The sequence below is a fragment of the Leifsonia sp. YAF41 genome, from assembly GCF_052113185.1.
Taxonomy (GTDB): Bacteria; Actinomycetota; Actinomycetes; order Actinomycetales; family Microbacteriaceae; genus Cryobacterium.
In genome coordinates, this window is the sequence record NZ_JBFRCS010000016.1 from 128,977 (window position 1) to 146,301 (window position 17,325).

At 64.8% G+C, this 17,325-nt stretch carries 15 protein-coding genes, 3 tRNA genes and 1 pseudogene; 12 read left to right on the forward strand and 7 right to left on the reverse strand.

Annotated elements, in window-relative coordinates; all coding sequences use genetic code 11:
* Positions 1-35: 35 nt before the first annotated feature.
* The 3 genes from AB4Y63_RS17385 to AB4Y63_RS17395 all read left to right on the forward strand — a co-directional run bounded on the left by AB4Y63_RS17385 (position 36) and on the right by AB4Y63_RS17395 (position 2,419).
* On the forward strand, positions 36-938 hold the full coding sequence (locus AB4Y63_RS17385) for a LysR family transcriptional regulator (RefSeq protein WP_441792325.1): 903 nt from the start codon (positions 36-38) through the stop codon (positions 936-938).
* A gap of 126 nt (positions 939-1,064) precedes the next feature.
* Entirely contained in the window at positions 1,065-1,448 is a 384-nt protein-coding gene (locus AB4Y63_RS17390; protein ID WP_441792326.1) for a MerR family transcriptional regulator, read from the forward strand.
* Positions 1,445-2,419, forward strand: a complete 975-nt coding sequence (locus AB4Y63_RS17395) for an aldo/keto reductase (protein WP_441792327.1) — start codon at positions 1,445-1,447, stop codon at positions 2,417-2,419. Before AB4Y63_RS17390 ends, AB4Y63_RS17395 begins: the two co-directional genes overlap by 4 nt.
* A gap of 36 nt (positions 2,420-2,455) precedes the next feature.
* Here the strand turns inward: AB4Y63_RS17395 and AB4Y63_RS17400 are convergent.
* The 4 genes and pseudogenes from AB4Y63_RS17400 to AB4Y63_RS17415 form a co-directional block, all read right to left on the reverse strand.
* Positions 2,456-4,495: pseudogene (locus tag AB4Y63_RS17400) on the reverse strand (3-hydroxyacyl-CoA dehydrogenase NAD-binding domain-containing protein); the annotation flags it as partial.
* A gap of 2 nt (positions 4,496-4,497) precedes the next feature.
* Positions 4,498-5,697 carry a thiolase family protein gene (locus tag AB4Y63_RS17405; protein WP_441792328.1) on the reverse strand — a complete coding sequence of 400 codons (1,200 nt, stop codon included), beginning with the start codon at positions 5,695-5,697 and terminating at the stop codon, positions 4,498-4,500.
* Between the two features lie 77 nt (positions 5,698-5,774).
* Entirely contained in the window at positions 5,775-6,983 is a 1,209-nt protein-coding gene (locus AB4Y63_RS17410; RefSeq protein ID WP_441792329.1) for an HRDC domain-containing protein, read from the reverse strand.
* Positions 6,984-6,987: 4 nt separating this feature from the next.
* A complete protein-coding gene (locus tag AB4Y63_RS17415; protein ID WP_441792330.1) occupies positions 6,988-7,584 on the reverse strand; it encodes a DUF3000 domain-containing protein in 597 nt (198 codons plus the stop codon).
* A 64-nt stretch (positions 7,585-7,648) separates the two neighbouring features.
* Between AB4Y63_RS17415 and AB4Y63_RS17420 the strand changes: the two genes are divergently transcribed.
* On the forward strand, positions 7,649-8,845 hold the full coding sequence (locus AB4Y63_RS17420) for an alpha/beta hydrolase family protein (RefSeq protein WP_441792331.1): 1,197 nt from the start codon (positions 7,649-7,651) through the stop codon (positions 8,843-8,845).
* A gap of 7 nt (positions 8,846-8,852) precedes the next feature.
* Here the strand turns inward: AB4Y63_RS17420 and AB4Y63_RS17425 are convergent, their stop codons facing one another.
* Positions 8,853-9,296, reverse strand: coding sequence for a SufE family protein (locus AB4Y63_RS17425; RefSeq protein WP_441792332.1), 444 nt, complete (start codon positions 9,294-9,296; stop codon positions 8,853-8,855).
* Between the two features lie 40 nt (positions 9,297-9,336).
* Positions 9,337-10,239: a sulfurtransferase gene (locus tag AB4Y63_RS17430; RefSeq protein ID WP_441792333.1), complete on the reverse strand. Its 903-nt coding sequence runs from the start codon at positions 10,237-10,239 to the stop codon at positions 9,337-9,339.
* 163 nt (positions 10,240-10,402) lie between these two features.
* On the opposite strand from AB4Y63_RS17430, the gene zapE reads away from it, so the two are divergent.
* The 6 genes from zapE to AB4Y63_RS17460 all read left to right on the forward strand — a co-directional run bounded on the left by zapE (position 10,403) and on the right by AB4Y63_RS17460 (position 16,654).
* Complete coding sequence (gene zapE / locus AB4Y63_RS17435; RefSeq protein ID WP_441792334.1) at positions 10,403-11,470, forward strand: cell division protein ZapE; 1,068 nt, start codon at positions 10,403-10,405, stop codon at positions 11,468-11,470.
* A gap of 229 nt (positions 11,471-11,699) precedes the next feature.
* Positions 11,700-12,920: an ammonium transporter gene (locus AB4Y63_RS17440; RefSeq protein ID WP_441792335.1), complete on the forward strand. Its 1,221-nt coding sequence runs from the start codon at positions 11,700-11,702 to the stop codon at positions 12,918-12,920.
* Between the two features lie 98 nt (positions 12,921-13,018).
* Positions 13,019-13,570 (forward strand): type II toxin-antitoxin system PemK/MazF family toxin, encoded by a 552-nt coding sequence (locus AB4Y63_RS17445; RefSeq protein ID WP_441792336.1) that lies wholly within the window; start codon positions 13,019-13,021, stop codon positions 13,568-13,570.
* Between the two features lie 15 nt (positions 13,571-13,585).
* On the forward strand, positions 13,586-14,431 hold the full coding sequence (locus AB4Y63_RS17450; protein WP_441792337.1) for a serine hydrolase: 846 nt from the start codon (positions 13,586-13,588) through the stop codon (positions 14,429-14,431).
* 55 nt (positions 14,432-14,486) lie between these two features.
* Positions 14,487-14,969 (forward strand): hypothetical protein, encoded by a 483-nt coding sequence (locus AB4Y63_RS17455; RefSeq protein WP_441792338.1) that lies wholly within the window; start codon positions 14,487-14,489, stop codon positions 14,967-14,969.
* Positions 14,969-16,654 (forward strand): DUF5671 domain-containing protein, encoded by a 1,686-nt coding sequence (locus AB4Y63_RS17460; RefSeq protein WP_441792339.1) that lies wholly within the window; start codon positions 14,969-14,971, stop codon positions 16,652-16,654. Before AB4Y63_RS17455 ends, AB4Y63_RS17460 begins: the two co-directional genes overlap by 1 nt.
* A 64-nt stretch (positions 16,655-16,718) precedes the next feature.
* Here the strand turns inward: AB4Y63_RS17460 and AB4Y63_RS17465 are convergent.
* Positions 16,719-16,791, reverse strand: a tRNA-Val gene (locus tag AB4Y63_RS17465).
* Positions 16,792-17,115: 324 nt separating this feature from the next.
* Here AB4Y63_RS17465 and AB4Y63_RS17470 point away from each other — a divergent pair.
* Together AB4Y63_RS17470 and AB4Y63_RS17475 are read left to right on the forward strand one after the other, a co-directional pair.
* Positions 17,116-17,187 (forward strand) — tRNA-Gly (locus tag AB4Y63_RS17470).
* Between the two features lie 61 nt (positions 17,188-17,248).
* Positions 17,249-17,322: transfer RNA gene (locus AB4Y63_RS17475), tRNA-Cys, on the forward strand.
* The last annotated feature ends 3 nt before the right edge of the window (positions 17,323-17,325 follow it).

Below are 17,325 nucleotides of genomic sequence, written 5' to 3' on the forward strand. Positions count from 1 at the left end.
GGCAATAGCTATGCCTCCATGGCATAATCCAGCTCATGGAAATCAGGCACCTGCGCTACTTCTTGTCCGTCGTCGAGCACGGCACGGTGACCTCGGCGGCCGAACACCTCCGTGTGGCGCAACCGGCGATTTCGAGGCAGCTCCAAGCCCTCGAGAAGGAGCTGGGCGTTGACCTGTTTGTTCGCACAGGCCCGCGGCTCTCGCTGACGCCGGCAGGGAGAGAGATGGTGCACGTCGCATCTGACCTCGTGACACGTGCGGACCGCGTCGAGATGCTCGCCAGGCAGATGGCCAAGGGAACGCTGTCCCGGATCTCGATTGCGGCCGCCGACACGACAATCACCGAGATCGTGGCACCATTCGTCGCCTCCCTCGACGCCGGCGACGCATTCGTGACGGTGCGGCCTGTCGACCCCGACCGGGTTCACGACGCGGTCCGTGACAATTGCGATATTGGAATCTCGGCCTCACACCCGCCGAGCAGCGGCCTTGACTCGCTCGCGTTGACACGTGTTCCCTTGCGGGCCTACACGTCCCTGGCGCATCCCTGGGCGACACAGCGGGTCACCACGATCAGCGTGGCAGAGCTGTTGGAGGAAGACCTGGTGCTACCGGCCCAGAATCATCCAACGCGCACCGTGCTCGACGACGCGGTCAACGCTGAAGGCCTGCGGTATGGCTCGTTTGAGCAGGTGCCGTCACCCCGCCTGGTGCAGGCACTTGCTGCCTCTGGTCGCGGCGTCGGTGTGGCAACCGACTTGCCGCGATTCGGCGCTTACCCGGTCTTCATCGCCAGTTCAGCCGGAGAACCGGTGTGTCTGCCGATCCACGCCTGTTGGGACCCTGAGCACTATGCGGTCGCCTCGATCACTGAGTTCGTTTCGCGCCTGGCCGTGTTCGCCGACACGTATGTCAAAGACGCAGCCTGGCGCGCCTGAATATCGCGCGAGCGATTCGCCGCAGATGACAGGAAGCATCGGTGCGTTTCCCGCGAACGCCGACACGACGCATCCAATCAGCGCCGAGCTTGACTTGAAGTGCACTCGAAGTTTTAGGGTTGCCCTATGCCCACTATTTCGAAGCAATTCTCCATTGCCGAAGCTGCAGAACGCACCGGATTGACCACGCATACCCTGCGCTACTACGAGAGTGCGGGGCTCATGTTGAACGAGATCGAACGGGCGTCGTCGACGCATCGCCGTTACTCCGAGCGCGACGTGGCCTGGGTCGTCTTTCTGACGCGCCTCCGATCGACTTCGATGCCGATCGCCCAGATCAAGGAGTACGTCGAGCTTGCTCGCGCGGGCGACGGCACCAGCGCCGATCGGCTCGAACTCCTCTTGCGCCACCGCATCAGTGTCGTCGCGCAACTCGACGAGCTGCAACGCAGTCTCGCCGCGATCGACCACAAGATCTCCCTCTACTCAGAAAAGGTTGCACCCTCATGAAAATCATCGATCTCGGTACCACCGGCCTGCAGGTCTCCCGCCTCGGCCTCGGCTGCATGGGCATGTCGGCGTTCTACTCGGGAGCCGGGGCGGATGACGCAGAATCGGTGCGCACGATCCATCGTGCGATCGATCTCGGGGTCACCCTGTTCGACACCGCCGAGATGTATGGTCCGTACCTCAACGAAGAGCTTCTGGGCCGTGCCCTCGCCGGTCGTCGCCACGATGCCGTGATTGCCACCAAGTTCGGCATCGTGCGAAAGCCGGATGGAAGCCGCGGCTACGACGGCACGCCGGCGAACGTGCGTTCCTCAGTCGAGGGCTCGCTCCGTCGCCTCGGCACCGATCACATCGATCTCTACTACCAACACCGGATGGATCCGGACGTGCCGATCGAAGAGACAGTCGGCGCGCTCAGTGAACTTATCGCCGACGGCAAGATCAGCCACTATGGCCTCTCCGAAGCGGCGCCGGCGACGATCAGACGAGCACATGCCGTGCATCCGGTCACCGCGGTGCAGATGGAGTATTCACTCTGGACACGCGACCCCGAAGCGGCGGTGCTTCCGGTGCTGCGCGAGCTCGGCATCGGCCTGGTGCCCTATTCGCCGTTGGGTCGCGGATTCTTGACCGGCACCATCCGTTCGCTCGACCAGCTCGATGAGAGTGACTTTCGTCGGTCGAATCCGCGTTTCGAGGGTGAGAACTTGGCCGCGAACATTCGCATCGTCGAGCAGGTTGATGCGGTGGCGCGAGAACTCGACGCGACGCCGGCCCAGGTGGCGCTGGCCTGGCTTCTCGCGCAAGGCGATGACATCGCGCCGATCCCCGGCACGAAACGGGTGTCCAGATTGGAGGAGAACGTGGGGGCGGATGCGCTCAGGTTGAGCGCAGATCAGCTTGCGCGGCTCTCGGCGATCGAGGCACCCGCCGGTGACCGCTATTCCGACATGACTCCGTTGAACCGCTAGTCCGTTGGTCGAGCTTGTCGAGACCCGACAGGGGGCCTGGAACGGCCAGCCGGCACCGAGGATCATGCAGAGGTCGATGTCTTCCGCTGCGTGAACCACGTCGTCGTCGAGCATCCGCTTGATCTCGTCGGCGAGGCCGTCTTCGACGCGACGCAGAATCTCGTCGGCGGTCATCGGTGTCGTTCCACCGGCGACGATCTTCATCGCGCCCTTGTCGAAGCCCTTGATCTTGCCCTTCGCGTCGCGGTCCAAGATCTTGCCGTACTCGGCGAGCTTGTGCAGGTTCTCGCTCTCGAAGAACCGGTCGGGGAACGCGGCGTGGTGGGTGTCGAGCACATGAGCGCCGACCTTCAGCCCGACCAGTTCGAGCAACTCGAACGGAGTCATCGGCAGGCCGAACGAGTCAAGCGCGTGATCGACAACTTCAAACGGGGTTCCCGTGTCAACGGCGTGCATCGCCTCGCCGAGCAGCTTGGCGAGCACGCGGTTGACGACGAAGCCGGGGGAGTCGCTCGTGATGACCGCGTTCTTGCGCAGTTTCGCCGCGATGACCATGGCCGTTGCCAACGTCACCTCGTTGGTCTGCGGGGCGTTCACGACCTCGATCAGCGGCATCACGGCCACCGGGTTGAAGAAGTGGAAGCCGACGAGGCGTTCCGGATGCGCAAGCTTCGCACCGATCTTTTCGACCGACAGCGATGAGGTGTTCGTCGCGAGGATGGCGTCGGGCGCGATGTGCTTCTCGATCTCGGCGAAGACATCCTGTTTCACGCCGAGCTCTTCGAAGACGGCCTCGATGACCCAGTCGCAGTTGGCGAAGTCTGACTTGTCGGTGGTGCCGGTCACGAGCGCCTGCAGGCGATTCGCCTCATCCGTTGAGATGCGTCCCTTGCCCTGGAGCGCGGCGATCTCATCGTGAATGTACGCGACGCCCTTGTCGACGCGTGCCTGATCGAGGTCGGTGATGATCACCGGAACCTGCAGGCGACGTACGAAGAGCAGCGCGAACTGGCTGGCCATGAGGCCGGCGCCGATGACTCCGACCTGGGTGATCTTCTTCGCTAATGCCTTGTCCGGTGCCCCGGCCGGACGCTTGGCCCGCTTCTGCACGAGGTTGAAGGCGTAGATGCTGGCCTGCAACTGGTCGCCGCTGACGAGGGTCGCGAGGGCGTCGTCTTCGCGTTCGAATCCTTCGGCCTTCGTACCGTTCTTGGCAGCCTTCAGCAAATCAAGCGCCAGGTACGGGGACTTTGCGACCGTCCCGATGCGGCTCTCCAGCATTTTGCGGGCAATGCCGATCGCAGCATCCCACTTGACCAGGCGTTCCACCTTGCCGGGTGCATTCGGGCGGGCGACCTTTGTGGTGCCGGCGATGACGCCGTCGGCCCAGGCAATCGACTTCTCCAAGAAGGTCGCCGACGGGAACATCATGTCGGCGATTCCGAGCGACAAGGCGTCTTTGCCCTTGAGCGTGCGGTTGTTCTTCAACGGATTCTCGATGACGACCTTGAGCGCGTTCTCGATACCGATCAGGTTCGGCAGCAGGTGGGCGCCGCCCCAGCCCGGAATGAGCCCGAGGAAGACTTCGGGCAAAGCGATCGCCGCCACGTTCTGGTCAACCGTGCGGTAGTCGGCGTTCAAGCCGATTTCAAGGCCGCCGCCGAGGGCGAGGCCGTTGATGAACACAAATGACGGAACGCCGAGCTCGGACTGCTTGCCCAGCGCGAAGTGGCCGAGCTGAGCCAGCTGCTTCGCGGTGGCGAAGCTGGGTATCTCGCTGACCTTGCTGAGATCGGCGCCGGCGGCCAGGATGAACGGCTTGCCGGTGACGGCGACACCTTGGATCTCGCCGCGGTCGGCGCGAGCCTTCAGCGCATCCATCGTCGAGGCGAACTCGAGCAAGGTCAGTGGGCCGAGGGTGTTGGGACGGGTGTGGTCGCGCCCATTGTCGAGCGTGACGAGTGCCAACGTTCGGCCGCCGGAGAGCCCGATGTCGCGCACGAGCGAATGAGTGACGACCTCATCGGCCGACAACTCAACCAGGGGGGTGAAGTCGATGGTGGAGTAGTCGGTCATTCTCAGCGTGCCTTCCGGTTGAAGTGCGGGTTTTCCCAAATGACGGTGCCGCCCTGGCCGAGGCCGACGCACATGGCCGTCAGGCCGTAGCGCACCTCGGGGTGCTCGGCGAACTGCGCGGCGAGCTGGTTCATCAGACGCACGCCCGACGCAGCCAACGGGTGGCCGATCGCGATGGCGCCGCCATATTCGTTGACACGTGAGTCGTCGTCGTCGATGCCGAAGTGGTCGAGGAAGGAGATGACCTGAACGGCGAATGCTTCGTTCAATTCGAAGAGGCCGATGTCGGTGATCGACAAGCCGGCCTTGCGCAACGCCTTTTCGGTCGAGGGAACGGGGCCGAGGCCCATCACCTCGGGCTCGACGCCGGCGAAGGCGAAGCTGACCATCTTCATCTTGACGCTGAGGCCGAGCTCTGCGGCCGTGTCGGCGCTGGCGAGCAGGCACGCGGTGGCGCCGTCGTTCAACCCCGAGGCGTTGCCGGCCGTGATCCGACCGTGCGGGCGGAACGGTGTCTTCAACGTGGCGAGGCCGTCGAGGGTCGTTTCGGGCCGGGGCGCTTCGTCGCGTGTGGCCAAGCCCCAGCCGGTTTCGCTGCGGATGGCGACGGGCACGAGGTCGGGCTGGAGTTTGCCCGCTGCGTAGGCGGCGGCGACCTTCTGCTGGCTGCGCAGTGCGAAGCGGTCGGAACGGTCCTTGGTGTACGCCGGGAACCGGTCGTGAATGCGCTCGGCCGTTGCGCCCATCATCAGTGCGTCTTCGCTGACGAGACGCTCAGAAAGAAAACGCGGGTTCGGGTCGACGCCCGATCCCATCGGGTGCCGGCCCATGTGCTCGACACCTCCGGCGATCGCCAGGTCGTAGGCGCCGAAGCCGATGCCGGAGCCCATCGTGGTGACAGCTGTCATCGCGCCGGCACACATCCGGTCGATGGCGAAGCCGGGAACCGACTTCGGCAATCCGGCGAGCAGAGCGGCGGTGCGGCCCAGGGTGAGTCCCTGATCTCCGGTCTGCGTGGTGGCGGCGATGGCGACCTCGTCGATGCGACCACCGGGAACCTGCGGGTTCCGTTCCATCAGGCCGATGATGGCCTTGACCACCAGATCATCGGCACGAGTGCCCCAGTACATGCCCTTTTCACCGGCGCGTCCGAACGGGGTACGGACCCCATCCACAAAGACGACTTCTGCTCTTTCGGCCACAATGCCTCCACTAATCAGTCAAACCAGGATTGATCCTAGGGACGGACCGGAACCCGAGCAGAATCCTTTGCTTCTTTCTACGAAGCGGGGGAGTCCGTATCCGGTGTCGTTTGGCGCGCATCCACAAAGGCATCGGCAATCAACTGTGCAGTTGCGTCAATCTGCCAGGGGCGGGCGCCGAGTTCAGCGAGTGCCGCGGCGATCGATGCGGCGTTCTCACCCGCCGGCGGAGACCAGCAGACGCGGCGCAGAAAGTCGGGGGTCAGGATGTTCTCGGTCGGGATCGAGAGAGCCTCGGAGAGTTCGGTGACCGCGGCGCGCGCCGCCTTGTAACGCAGATCGGCCTCGGGATTGCGTTCGGCCCAGGCGCGGGGAGGAGGCAACGTGTCACCGTTCACCCGTGTGTCGGGCAGGTCCGTGGTGGTCAGCCCGGTCGAAATTGCGGTCCACCAGCGGTCGATTTCGGTGCGGGTTGCGCGCCCACTGAACTCGCGCAGATTGGCCAACGCCTGCTTGTTTGACGGAGCGACTCGCGCCGCGGCAACCAACGATGCGTCGGGAACGAGGCGTCCGGGGGCGACATCGAGGTGCTGAGCCAATGCGTCCCGTGACAGCCAGAGTTCGCGGGCGATGGCCAGATTGCGCTGGCCGCGCAGGGAATGAACCCCGGAAAGTTTGCGCCAGGGATCCACGCGGGCCGGCTTCGGCTCTTTGGCGAGGACAGCCTGGAACTCCTGCTCGGCAATCTCGGTCTTCTGGGACTCCGCGAGCAGCGGGACCATCTTGTCGCGGAGGTCAGGCAGCAGTTCGACATCGAGCGCGGCATAGACGAGCCAGGCATCGGGCAACGGACGGGTCGACCAGTTCGCCGCGGAATGCTCCTTGGCCAGGTGGATGCCGAGCAGTTCCTCGACAACGGTGCCGAGGCCGACCCGGGGCAACCCGAGCAGACGGGCAGCGAGTTCGGTGTCGAAAATCCGGGCCGGGTCGAGCCCGACTTCGCGCAGGCAGGCGAGGTCTTGGCTCGCCGCGTGAAGAATCCACACCGCATCAGCCAAAGCATCATTCAGTTCACGGAAATCACCGATTGCCGGCGGGTCGAAAAGAAACGTTCCGGCACCTCTCCGAAACACCTGGATCAGGTAGGCGCGCTGCGAATAGGTGAACCCCGATGCTCGTTCGGCGTCGATGCCGATCGGACCGGTGCCGCGTTCAAGCAGCGCGACCGCGTCGAGATACTCATCGCGGGTGCTGATCACATGGTGTTCTGAGGAGGTTTCGGTCATGGTTTTAGCCTCGGGGAGCTCGTCGTACAGAGTGGATGCTGATGGCGTCGCCGGTGGGCGGAAGGCCCGCGAGCATGCAGAGCAGGTCGCCCCAGCCGGCGACATGGGCCGCGAGGTCCGAACTCAGCGGACTCCACGATGCGCGCAGTTCGATCTGGGCGCCGTCGCTTTGCTCGGCAAGTTCGCCGAAACCGGACGAGATGATTTTGGTGGCTGTGCCCGAGGCCGCGGTGTATGTGGCGCCGCGAGTTTCGAGAGCATCGACGAGCCAGGCCCAGGCGACACCCGCGAGAAAGGGGTCGAGTCCGATGTCGGTCTCGAGTGGAGCTTGAGCGAAGCAGACGACGCGGAATGCACCACCCCACTCCTCTGGCTCCTCGGGGTCGTACAGCAGAATGAAGCGACCGGTGCCGAGATCCGAATCGCTGCCGTGGCGTGACGGAGCGACGTCAGCGGCCAGTGCGATCGCATAGGGAGCGAGATTGCCGGGCGCTGATATTTCGGTCATGACAAGCTCGGGCCGGCTCTGCGCACGGTGAATTGCATCTACCGCTCTGGCGAACTCTGGCGGAAGTGTCGACTTGTCCTCTGTTTGGGGCACGAGTGCAGACTAGAGTTTTTTCCGTGCGCTGTCTCAGAGGCACGCCGACCAGCTGGAGGTGCGTATGGCAGCAAAGCGGAATGGCCCGGACCCGTTGCGGATTCTGGGTCTGGCCGCAGTTGCGGTCTCGGCACTCTCGGTGACTCTTGTGGTGGGCGGCGGGGTGTTGGCCGCGGTCATGGCTCGAGCTGTCGTGACGCCCCCCAAACGTCAGATTGACGACATCCGCGTGCTCGCCTACGACCGGGCTGCCGGAACCGTCACGTTGCAGGCGACACCCGACTCCGTGCTGGTGGGCCTGTACGGTTTCTGGTTCTCCGGCGACGCAGGTCATGCTCGGCTCGGCGAGATTCTGTCGCGTGACGGCCAGACGGTGACGCGCGTGGTCGAAGCGGTCGACTTCGGTGATCTGGACCGTGCGACGGCGGGGCGCTGGAGCGGATGGTTTTATCTCGGGCCGTGGGCTCTCGGTGTCGACTATGAGAACGTTCTGATTCCCGCGGCAGTGGGACTCGCCCCTGCCTGGTTGATCCCGGCAGAAGCAGATTCGGCTGGCGACAACTGGGTGATTCAAGTACACGGTCGCGGCGTGCGCCGGCAGGAAACCCTGCGCGCCGTGCCGGCCTTTCGGCAGGCCGGGTACACCTCGCTTCTGGTCTCGTATCGCAACGACGGCGATGCCCCGGCCAGCGCCGACGGCAAGTACGGCTTGGGTGACACCGAGTGGGAAGACGTCGAGGCAGCATTGGAGTTCGCTCGCAATCGGGGTGCCAAGCGTGTGGTGCTGATGGGCTGGTCGATGGGGGGAGCAATTGCTCTGCAGACCCTCGCGCGAGCGCGTCACCGGGAACTCATCGCCGGGATCGTGCTCGATTCGCCGGCCATTGACTGGGCAGATGTCGTCGCCTTCCAGGGGAGGCTGCTGAACCTCCCCGCTGTCGTGGCGCAGGGCGCGATGACCGTGATGGGGCACCGGTGGGGGCGCGCGGTCACCGGACAAGCAGTACCGATTGCGTTCGCCCGCCTCGATGTCGTTGCACGGGCCGACGATCTCGACGTGCCGATCTTGCTCATGCACAGTGATGACGACGGCTACGTGCCGTCGACGGGGTCACGGGCACTGGCCGCAGCGCGCCCGGACATCGTCACTTTCGTGCCGTTCTCCGAGGCGCGCCACACCAAGCTGTGGAACCACGACCCGACGCCGTGGAATGCAGCAATCACGTCGTGGCTCGCGCGCCTCGCACGCCAGAACGCATGAGCGAAGGCTAGAGGGCCGCGACGCGCTCCCGCAGCTGACGCTTGGCGCGAGCGAGAAGAGCGGTCATGCCACGGATGCGCAGCGGCGAGACCGCCTGTGTGAGACCGATCGTCAGTGGGTAGTCATCCGGAACGCTGAGCACCTCGTCGACGCTCAAGCCGTCGAGACCCTGCGCCAGGATCGACGCGAAGCCACGGGTCGTCGGCGATTCACGCGGGGCCGTGGCGTACAGGTGCACGCCGCCCTGCTCGTCGACCTCGACGAAGATGAAGACGGGAGACTGGCATTCGACGACGCGCTCGAAAAGATCGGGATGATCCTCATAGCGTGCAGGCAACGCCGGCAGCTCATTCGAGAACTCAAGCAGCAACAGCAAGCGGTCTTTTTGCTCGAGTTCGAGAAAGTCGTCTCGAATCTCGGCGAGCTGGGTGGGGAGCGCGGTCTCAGTCATCGTGTCTATTCTTTCATGCCCCCGCTCCTGACAGGTCGGGTTAGCGCGGCGCCGGCGCGACGCCGGGCTCAGTACCGGTGACGATCGGTACGCGCACGGCGCTGCCCCACTCGGTCCACGAACCGTCGTAGTTGCGCACGTTTTCGAAGCCGAGAAGGTGCGTGAGCACGAACCAGGTGTGGCTTGAGCGTTCACCGATCCGGCAGTAGGCGATGACAGCGTCGCCGTCGGACAGCCCTGCTTCGTCACGGTAGATGGCGTCGAGTTCGCTGCGCGGCTTGAAGGTGGAATCGGTGTCGGCTGCCCGAGCCCACGGAACCGATGCCGCCGACGGAATATGTCCGCCGCGCAGGGCGCCCTCTTCGGGGTAGGCGGGCATCGTGGTGCGAAGTCCCGAATACTCCTCGGGAGAACGCACATCGATCAGCGGATTGCCGAAGTGGGCGAGCACGTCGTCCTTGTAGGCACGGATGGGCGCATCGTTGCGTTCGACCACCGGGTACTCCACCGGGGTGACCACTGTCGCATCCGTCGTCAGCTCGCGGCCTTCTGCGATCCACTTCTCACGTCCGCCGTCGAGAAGGCGCACGTCTTCGTGGCCGAACAGGGTGAAGATCCAGAGGGCGTATGCCGCCCACCAGTTGCTCTTGTCGCCGTAGATCACGACGGTGGAGTCGCGCGACACACCCTTGGAACCGAGCATCGCGGCGAAGGCCTCGCCGCCGATGAAGTCGCGCTCGACCGGGTCGTTGAGGTCGGTGTGCCAGTCGATCTTCACTGCTCCGGGAATGTGCCCCATCTCATAGAGCAGCACGTCTTCGTCGGATTCCACGACGACGAGGCCCGGCGAATTGAGGTGCGCCTGCAGCCACTCGGTGGAGACGAGACGTTCCGGGTGGGCGTAGGCGGCGAATTTTTCAGCCGGATCGAGTTCTACGGACATGGCGAACCTCCAGAAGCACGCCGTCACGGCGCAAAGTTTGGTGTGGGTGCGGATTAGGCTTGGGAGCCTGCCGACAGATCGAATCTACGCGGTGCGGGGGCCGCCTGCATCCGGTGTCATGCTTCGGCACGGATTCTCGACCAACGAAACACGGGTACGACACATGACCGCAGAGGCGGAACAGCACACTCACCGTCAGCCGAACCGGCTGGCCGACCGCTCTCCGGAGATCTCGGGTGCCGAAATTGTCGCCGAGTTGGTGCCGCCGCCGCAGTTCGAGAACGCGTCGTTCGACTCTTACCGCCCCGACGCGAACTACCCGTCGCAGGCGGGGGCCGTCGAACGCCTCCGTGAGTTCGCCGGTGTCTGGCGTGCCCAGCAGCGCCCCGGCGGATTCTTCTCGCGCAATCGCAAGCCGAAGACCGAGCTTCCCGGTATCTACCTCGACGGTGGGTTCGGCGTCGGCAAGACCCACCTGCTCGCATCACTCTGGCACGCGTCACCGGGACCGAAGTATTTCGGCACGTTCATCGAATACACCGCCCTGGTCGGCGCACTCGGCTACGCCGACACGGTCAAGCAGCTCACCGGAGCCAAGCTCATCTGCATCGACGAGTTCGAACTCGACGATCCGGGAGACACCATGATGATGACCCGGATGCTCGGCGAGCTCGTCGCCACGGGCACCCGCGTCGCAGCGACGTCGAACACCCCGCCGAACTCGCTCGGCGAGGGCCGATTCGCGGCCGTCGACTTTCTGCGTGAGATTCAGGCGATGTCGTCGAACTTCGAAACCCTGCGCATCGACGGACTCGACTATCGCCGCCGGGACACCTCCGGACTGGCCGTGGCGACGGCTCCCGAGCAGGCCGAACACCTGGTGGGCGCGCTGCTCACTCGCGGCTCGCGGGTCAGCGAAGACGACTTCGGCGCTCTGATCAAGCATCTCGGCACCGTGCACCCGTCGAAGTACATCAAGATGATCGCCGGCATCGACGTGATCGTGTTGGAGAACGTGTTTCTGCTCACCGATCAGACGGATGCGTTGCGCCTGGTCGCATTCATCGACCGGGTGTACGACGCAGAGATTCCGATCATCGCCAGCGGCCTGCCGTTGCACGACGTGTTCGACACCGAAATGCTCGGCGGCGGCTACCGCAAGAAGTACCTGCGCTCCCTCTCCCGCATGGTCGCTCTGACCACGGGGGAGCTGCCGCCCCACGCGGGCTAGCTCGATCGCGCTCCAACGCCCGTGCGCTCCAGGAGAGCGCACGGGCGTTGTGCTGCCCGAAACATTCTCTTAACCTGCGCGGCCAGCTCGTAACCCGGCCGAAACACAACATGCCGGTGTGTGAAACGTCTACGCCCGAAGCTGTTGCCGTACCCGAGTCCGCCCCGGCGATCTCCAGGAATCGGTCCTCGCGGTGCACCGAAGCAAATTGAGAGTGTGAGGACAAGCTATGGACACGGGAAGCATTGCATGGGGAGTCACAGCCACCGCACTGGTGCTGTTGATGACCCCGGGCGTCGCATTCTTCTACGGCGGACTGGTCAAGGCCAAGAGCGTCGTCAGCATGATGATGATGAGTTTCGGAGCACTCGGTTTGATCAGTGTGCTCTGGATCCTCTACGGATTCAGCATGAGCACGGTTTCGAGCCCGTTGCAATTTGCGGGCAACCCGTTCGCTGATTTCGGCCTCGGTGCGCTGGCCACGGGTGAGGACTCGAACACCAACCTACTCGGCGCCACCTTCGGCGCGACATTCGCCATCATCACCGTGGCGCTGATCTCCGGGGCGATCGCCGACCGGGCCAAGTTCGGTTCCTGGATGATCTTCGCCGGCGTCTGGGCAACCCTCGTCTACTTCCCGGTCGCGGCCTGGGTGTGGGGCGGAGGCTGGATCATGAGCCTCGGCGACACGCTGGGGCTGCCGAACGTCATCGACTACGCCGGTGGAACCGCCGTACACATCAACGCCGGTGCCGCAGCGCTCGCGCTCGCATTGGTTCTCGGAAAGCGTGTCGGCTTCCAGAAGGGAATCACCAAGCCGCACAACGTTCCGCTGGTTCTGATGGGCGCCGCGATCCTCTGGTTCGGTTGGTTCGGCTTCAACGCCGGCGCCGAGTGGCTGAACGGTCTCGCCAACGTCGGTCTCATCGTCGTCAACACGCTGGGCGCCACCGCCGCGGCAATCCTCGGCTGGCTGATTGTCGAAAAGGTCAAGGATGGCAAGGCGACGTCGGTCGGCGCGGCATCCGGTGCCGTCGCCGGTCTGGTCGCCATCACCCCGGCATGTGCCAACCTCGAACCCGGCTGGGCCCTGGTGCTCGGCGTCGTCGCCGGTTCAGTCTGCGCGATGGCCGTCGAGCTCAAGTTCAAGCTCGGTTTCGATGACTCACTCGATGTCGTCGGCATCCACCTGGTCGGCGGAATCATCGGCACGCTGTACCTCGGCTTCTTTGCCATCGACACCGGTCTCTTCACCGGCGGCGGCCTCGGCCAGCTGACCGTGCAGGCGATCGCCGCCTTCTCGGTGCTGATCTACTCCTTCGTCGTCGCACTACTGCTCGGCTACGCCATTGAGAAGACGATCGGATTCCGGGTCAAGAACGAAGACGAGATCGCCGGCATCGACACCTTCGTCCACGGCGAAGAAGGCTACGCGCTCGAGCGGGTCTGACTGCGTGACGTGGTCGCGCGGGTGATCGCCGAGCGGATGCGCCGGCGCACGTCGGCAGCCACCGATTGAGGTCGCGGGAGGTGAGGTAGTGTTCGGGTGTGTCAGGCACCCAACGCTTCCTCACCTCCCTTCTCTCGTTGTTCCGCCCGTCGCGCGAGCCGCACACCGAGCCGCCACCCGCACGGCGACCGCCGGCATCCACGCGGGACACGACGCCGTCTGAGGCGACCCCCGGTCGATCCGGCCCCCGAGCCACCATGGAAGTCGACCCGCACCGCATCCGGCCCGTGCAGACGACCTATTCACCGAACCCGGACAGAGATCCCGACCCCGGCGAGATCGTTTGGACCTGGGTGCCCTACGAGGAGAACGACGGGCGTGGCAAAGACCGCCCGGTGATCATCGTCGCCAGAGAGAAGCCTGGCTCGCTGCTGGCGGTGCAGCTGACGAGCAAGGATCACACCGGCGAAGGCGACTTCGTCGAGCTGGGCAGCGGCCCGTGGGATCGGGAGGGCCGGCCGAGCTGGGCGAACATCGACCGGGTCTTCCGCGTCTGGCCAGACGGCATGCGCCGGGAGGCGGCTGCGCTCGACGCCCCACGCTACGCACGAGTGCAGGCAGCGCTGGCTCGCCGTTACGGCTGGAGCTGATCCATCATGGTCGACATGGATGTCAACGAATTCGCTGTGCCGGAGGTACGTTGGTCGATCGTCGTATCGAACCCGGTGACGGGTGAGCTGGTGTGGTCGCTCGCACCCGATCTGGTGCTGCAGACCGCGAGTGTCGGCAAACTGTTTCTCTTGATCGAAGTGGCGAGGCAGCTCGACGCGGGCACACTCGACCCGGCCGAACTGCTCACTCGCACAGCCGACGACTTCGTCGCCGATTCCGGGGTCTGGCACACGCTCCAGGCCGAGTCGCTCAGCATCGTCGACGCCTGCGCGCTGGTGGGCGCGGTCAGCGACAACCTCGCGACGAACGTTCTGCTGCGCCGGGTCGGACTCGACGCCGTCACGTCCATGACGCGATCACTCGGGTTCAGCCGGTCGGCATTGCTCGACCGGGTGCGTGACGAACGCCGGCCCGAGCATCCGCCGACGCTGTCGCGGGGGAGCGCTGTCGAACTCGCGCAGCTCGTGGGGCGACTGCATACCGGCGACGTGGTCTCTCGCCCGGTTTCCGACCAGGTCCTGGCCTGGATGATGCTCAACACGGATCTCTCGATGGTCGCGTCGGCGTTCGGGTTCGATCCACTCGCGCATGCGGGCACCGACCGCGGTTCACGTCTCTGGAACAAGACCGGAACTGACAGCACGGTGCGCGCAGACGTCGGGATCATCGAGGCGGCCGCCGGCACCTATGCCTATGCGGTGCTGGCGAACTGGTCTGAATCCGAGTCAGCCGATGGCGATCCGCGTGATGCGGTTCTGCAGCGGATGCGCCTGGTCGGCCATCGCCTGCGGGCGCACCTTGAGCGCGCCGAGCTCGTTCAACCCGCCTCGCCACGCTGACCCGCGAGGCGCTGAATCCACCCGGATGCGGGCTGACTCCGCCAGGATGAGCTGCATGACCACCCCGAAGACCACCCCGCGCACCAACCCGCGCCCCAGGATGGACCGCACTCTTGTGGTGATTCTTTCCGTCATCGCAGCCCTCGTCATCATTGCTCTGGCCGTCGTGTTCTCTCGCGGTACGCCACAGAACCTTGATGCGGCAACCCCGCAGGGCGTCGTGCAGCGTTACGCTGCCGCCGTCATCGCCGGGGATGAATCTGCGGCGCAGCAGTTTCTCACTCCTGCAGTGCGCGCGACGTGTGACCGGTTCGAGAACGTCTACACCGACGACCTCAGAGTGGTCCTGGTCGATACGGCGGAGCGGGCCGACTCTGCCGACGTGAAGGTCTCGCTGGTCACCTCGTACAGCGGTGGTCTGTTCGGGCCGTCCGAGTATGAGTCCGCAGATGAATTCGGCCTGACCAAGATTGGCGACGAATGGTTGATCGAGAAGACACCGTGGGAGCTCACGATCTGCGGGGAATCGGGGCTCTGATGAGCGACGTTCACACCTCGGCCGCTCCGTCGGTCGGTTCAGCCCAACAGACCGTGCGTCGCGTGATCGTGTACGTGCTGCTGTTCGCCCTTGTGACCATCGGCGCCATCGGGCTCAGCGGTCTGCTCGCACGGCTGCTTGAGACGGGCAGCGACCTGGCAGACGGCGGCACCACCGGTCTCGCGCTGTCCCTCGCCTTCACCCTGGTCGGCGGGCCGCTCGCTGCCCTCCTCTGGTGGTCGGTCTGGCGAAAACTGCGGGGTGAGGCAGAGCGGTCGTCTTTGACGCTCGGACTCTACCTGGCCGGTATGTATGTGGTCTCCCTCATCACGTTCTCACTCGCGTTGGTGGCCACGGCATCCGCACTCGTCGACGGGGCCTGGGAACCCAGGGAATTCGCCACCGGCATTGTCTGGGCGGGGGTCTGGCTCTGGCACCGCTGGATGTGGAACCGGCCGGAACTCGGCCAGGTTCGACTACGCACTGTGCCGATCGTCCTGGGTTCGGTGTACGGCCTCGTGCTCGGAGTCGGCGGTGCCGTCAATGCACTCGGATACCTGTTCGACACGGCGATCCGAGGTTCCGCGACCGCGACACTGGCGGGAATCCCCTGGTGGCAGACTCCGCTCCCTGCGCTCCTCTCGGCCATCGCCGGGGGAGCGATCTGGTGGTGGCACTGGACGCACGACGACGCCAAACATCTGAAGACCGGATTCGCCGCCGTGGCCTTGATCGTCGTCGGGGTGCTCGGAGCAAGCATCCTGACTCTGACCGGGATAGCCACGGTGCTGTTCGTACTGCTCCGGCTCGCGTTCGACCGAAGCGAGCCGGTCAACACGCTCCTTGACCCGCTGGGTGAGGCAATTGCCGCAGCGGCAGTCGGTTCCCTCGTGTGGTTCTATCACTGGGGTGTCGCACGGCTCCGCTCCGACGCCACTCGACGGGCCGGCGCTCTCGTCACGTCGGGTGTCGGCGTGGTGGCGGCAGCTGCGGGGGTCGGGGTGATCCTGAATGCGGTCCTCGCCTCGACGACGACGACCCTGGCCGGCGCAGACGCCCGCTCGCTGCTGTTCGGTGGAATCAGCGCGCTCGTGGTCGGCGGTCCGGTCTGGTGGCGGATGTGGAGGCCGACGTCGCCCGTCAGCGCAGACGAGGCCGGATACTCCGGCCGTCGGGTGTATCTGGTCGCGATGTTCGGTCTGAGTGCCGTGGTGGCGCTCATCGCACTGTTGACGGTCGGATACCGTGTTTTCGAGTTCGCGCTCGACCCCGGGGTGGACGGCGGCCTGATCGAACAAGTGCGGGCGCCGTTGGGATGGCTCGTGGCGACCGGGCTGGTCGGTGGCTACCACTTCAGTGTGTGGCGGCACGATCGGGCGGTTCTCGCGGTGGAGCGCCCGACTCGCGAGCGATTGATCGACCGCGTGATCTTGGTCACGGGCGCCGACGCGGATGCTCAGAAGCGCGAAATTGAGAACGTCACCGGGGCATCCGTCACGGTGTGGCGGCGCGCTGCGGCGGTCGTCGGTGCCGGGTCGGAGGCCGCGACCGGACCGGCCGTTGGGTCGGGAGCTGCGCCCGATGCCGGCGAACTCGCCCGGGTCTTGGACGGAGTGGCGGGCAAGCGCGTTCTCGTGCTCACCGGTGAGGGAGGACGTGTCGAGGTGGTTCCGCTGGCGGACTGACCGGGTGCCGGCGTCTGATCGCGCCGGAAACAAAAAACCCCCGGGATAACCGGGGGTTTTGTTGTGGGCGATACCGGACTCGAACCGATGACCTCTTCGGTGTGAACGAAGCGCGCTACCAACTGCGCCAATCGCCCTCATGCGGTGAAAGCTTCTTCAACCGCGATTCACGATACTAGCCCACACCGCACGGTGAACGCACATCGGCGCCTTTCTCGGCTCTGGATGCGACGAACGTGAGATTTCTTTTCAGGGAGCTCACCAGTCGTCCCCAGTTTGTATCGGTCCCGCCAGTTCGCATCGAGGTGCCGCGCTAAGACGTGTGAGCCAGCAAAACACTGGGAACGGAGCCAGGGGAGCGGCTCAGCGCACCCATCGCGACACGCCAGGGTTTGCTCAGTTTGAATGTTGGCGGCGGAATCGGTTAGAGTCTTCAACGCACGCAGAAATGCGAGCGAGTTGCGGATGTGGCGCAGTGGTAGCGCATCACCTTGCCAAGGTGAGGGTCGCGAGTTCGAATCTCGTCATCCGCTCGAATGGAATGGAATCGCTTCGAAAGAAGCGGTTCTCTTCATTTGGTGGTGAACCCAACACGGTGGATTGGCCGAGAGGCGAGGCAGCGGCCTGCAAAGCCGTATACACGGGTTCGAATCCCGTATCCACCTCCATTC

What these genes read in the sequence shown, in the direction of transcription:
- AB4Y63_RS17390 (WP_441792326.1), top strand. Translation starts at nt 1,065, where the DNA reads ATGCCCACTATTTCGAAGCAATTCTCCATTGCCGAAGCTGCAGAACGC.
- AB4Y63_RS17410 (WP_441792329.1), bottom strand. Translation starts at nt 6,983, where the DNA reads ATGACCGAAACCTCCTCAGAACACCATGTGATCAGCACCCGCGATGAG.
- AB4Y63_RS17385 (WP_441792325.1), top strand. Translation starts at nt 36, where the DNA reads ATGGAAATCAGGCACCTGCGCTACTTCTTGTCCGTCGTCGAGCACGGC.
- AB4Y63_RS17425 (WP_441792332.1), bottom strand. Translation starts at nt 9,296, where the DNA reads ATGACTGAGACCGCGCTCCCCACCCAGCTCGCCGAGATTCGAGACGAC.
- AB4Y63_RS17420 (WP_441792331.1), top strand. Translation starts at nt 7,649, where the DNA reads ATGGCAGCAAAGCGGAATGGCCCGGACCCGTTGCGGATTCTGGGTCTG.
- AB4Y63_RS17395 (WP_441792327.1), top strand. Translation starts at nt 1,445, where the DNA reads ATGAAAATCATCGATCTCGGTACCACCGGCCTGCAGGTCTCCCGCCTC.
- AB4Y63_RS17460 (WP_441792339.1), top strand. Translation starts at nt 14,969, where the DNA reads ATGAGCGACGTTCACACCTCGGCCGCTCCGTCGGTCGGTTCAGCCCAA.
- AB4Y63_RS17430 (WP_441792333.1), bottom strand. Translation starts at nt 10,239, where the DNA reads ATGTCCGTAGAACTCGATCCGGCTGAAAAATTCGCCGCCTACGCCCAC.
- zapE (WP_441792334.1), top strand. Translation starts at nt 10,403, where the DNA reads ATGACCGCAGAGGCGGAACAGCACACTCACCGTCAGCCGAACCGGCTG.
- AB4Y63_RS17440 (WP_441792335.1), top strand. Translation starts at nt 11,700, where the DNA reads ATGGACACGGGAAGCATTGCATGGGGAGTCACAGCCACCGCACTGGTG.
- AB4Y63_RS17450 (WP_441792337.1), top strand. Translation starts at nt 13,586, where the DNA reads ATGGATGTCAACGAATTCGCTGTGCCGGAGGTACGTTGGTCGATCGTC.
- AB4Y63_RS17455 (WP_441792338.1), top strand. Translation starts at nt 14,487, where the DNA reads ATGACCACCCCGAAGACCACCCCGCGCACCAACCCGCGCCCCAGGATG.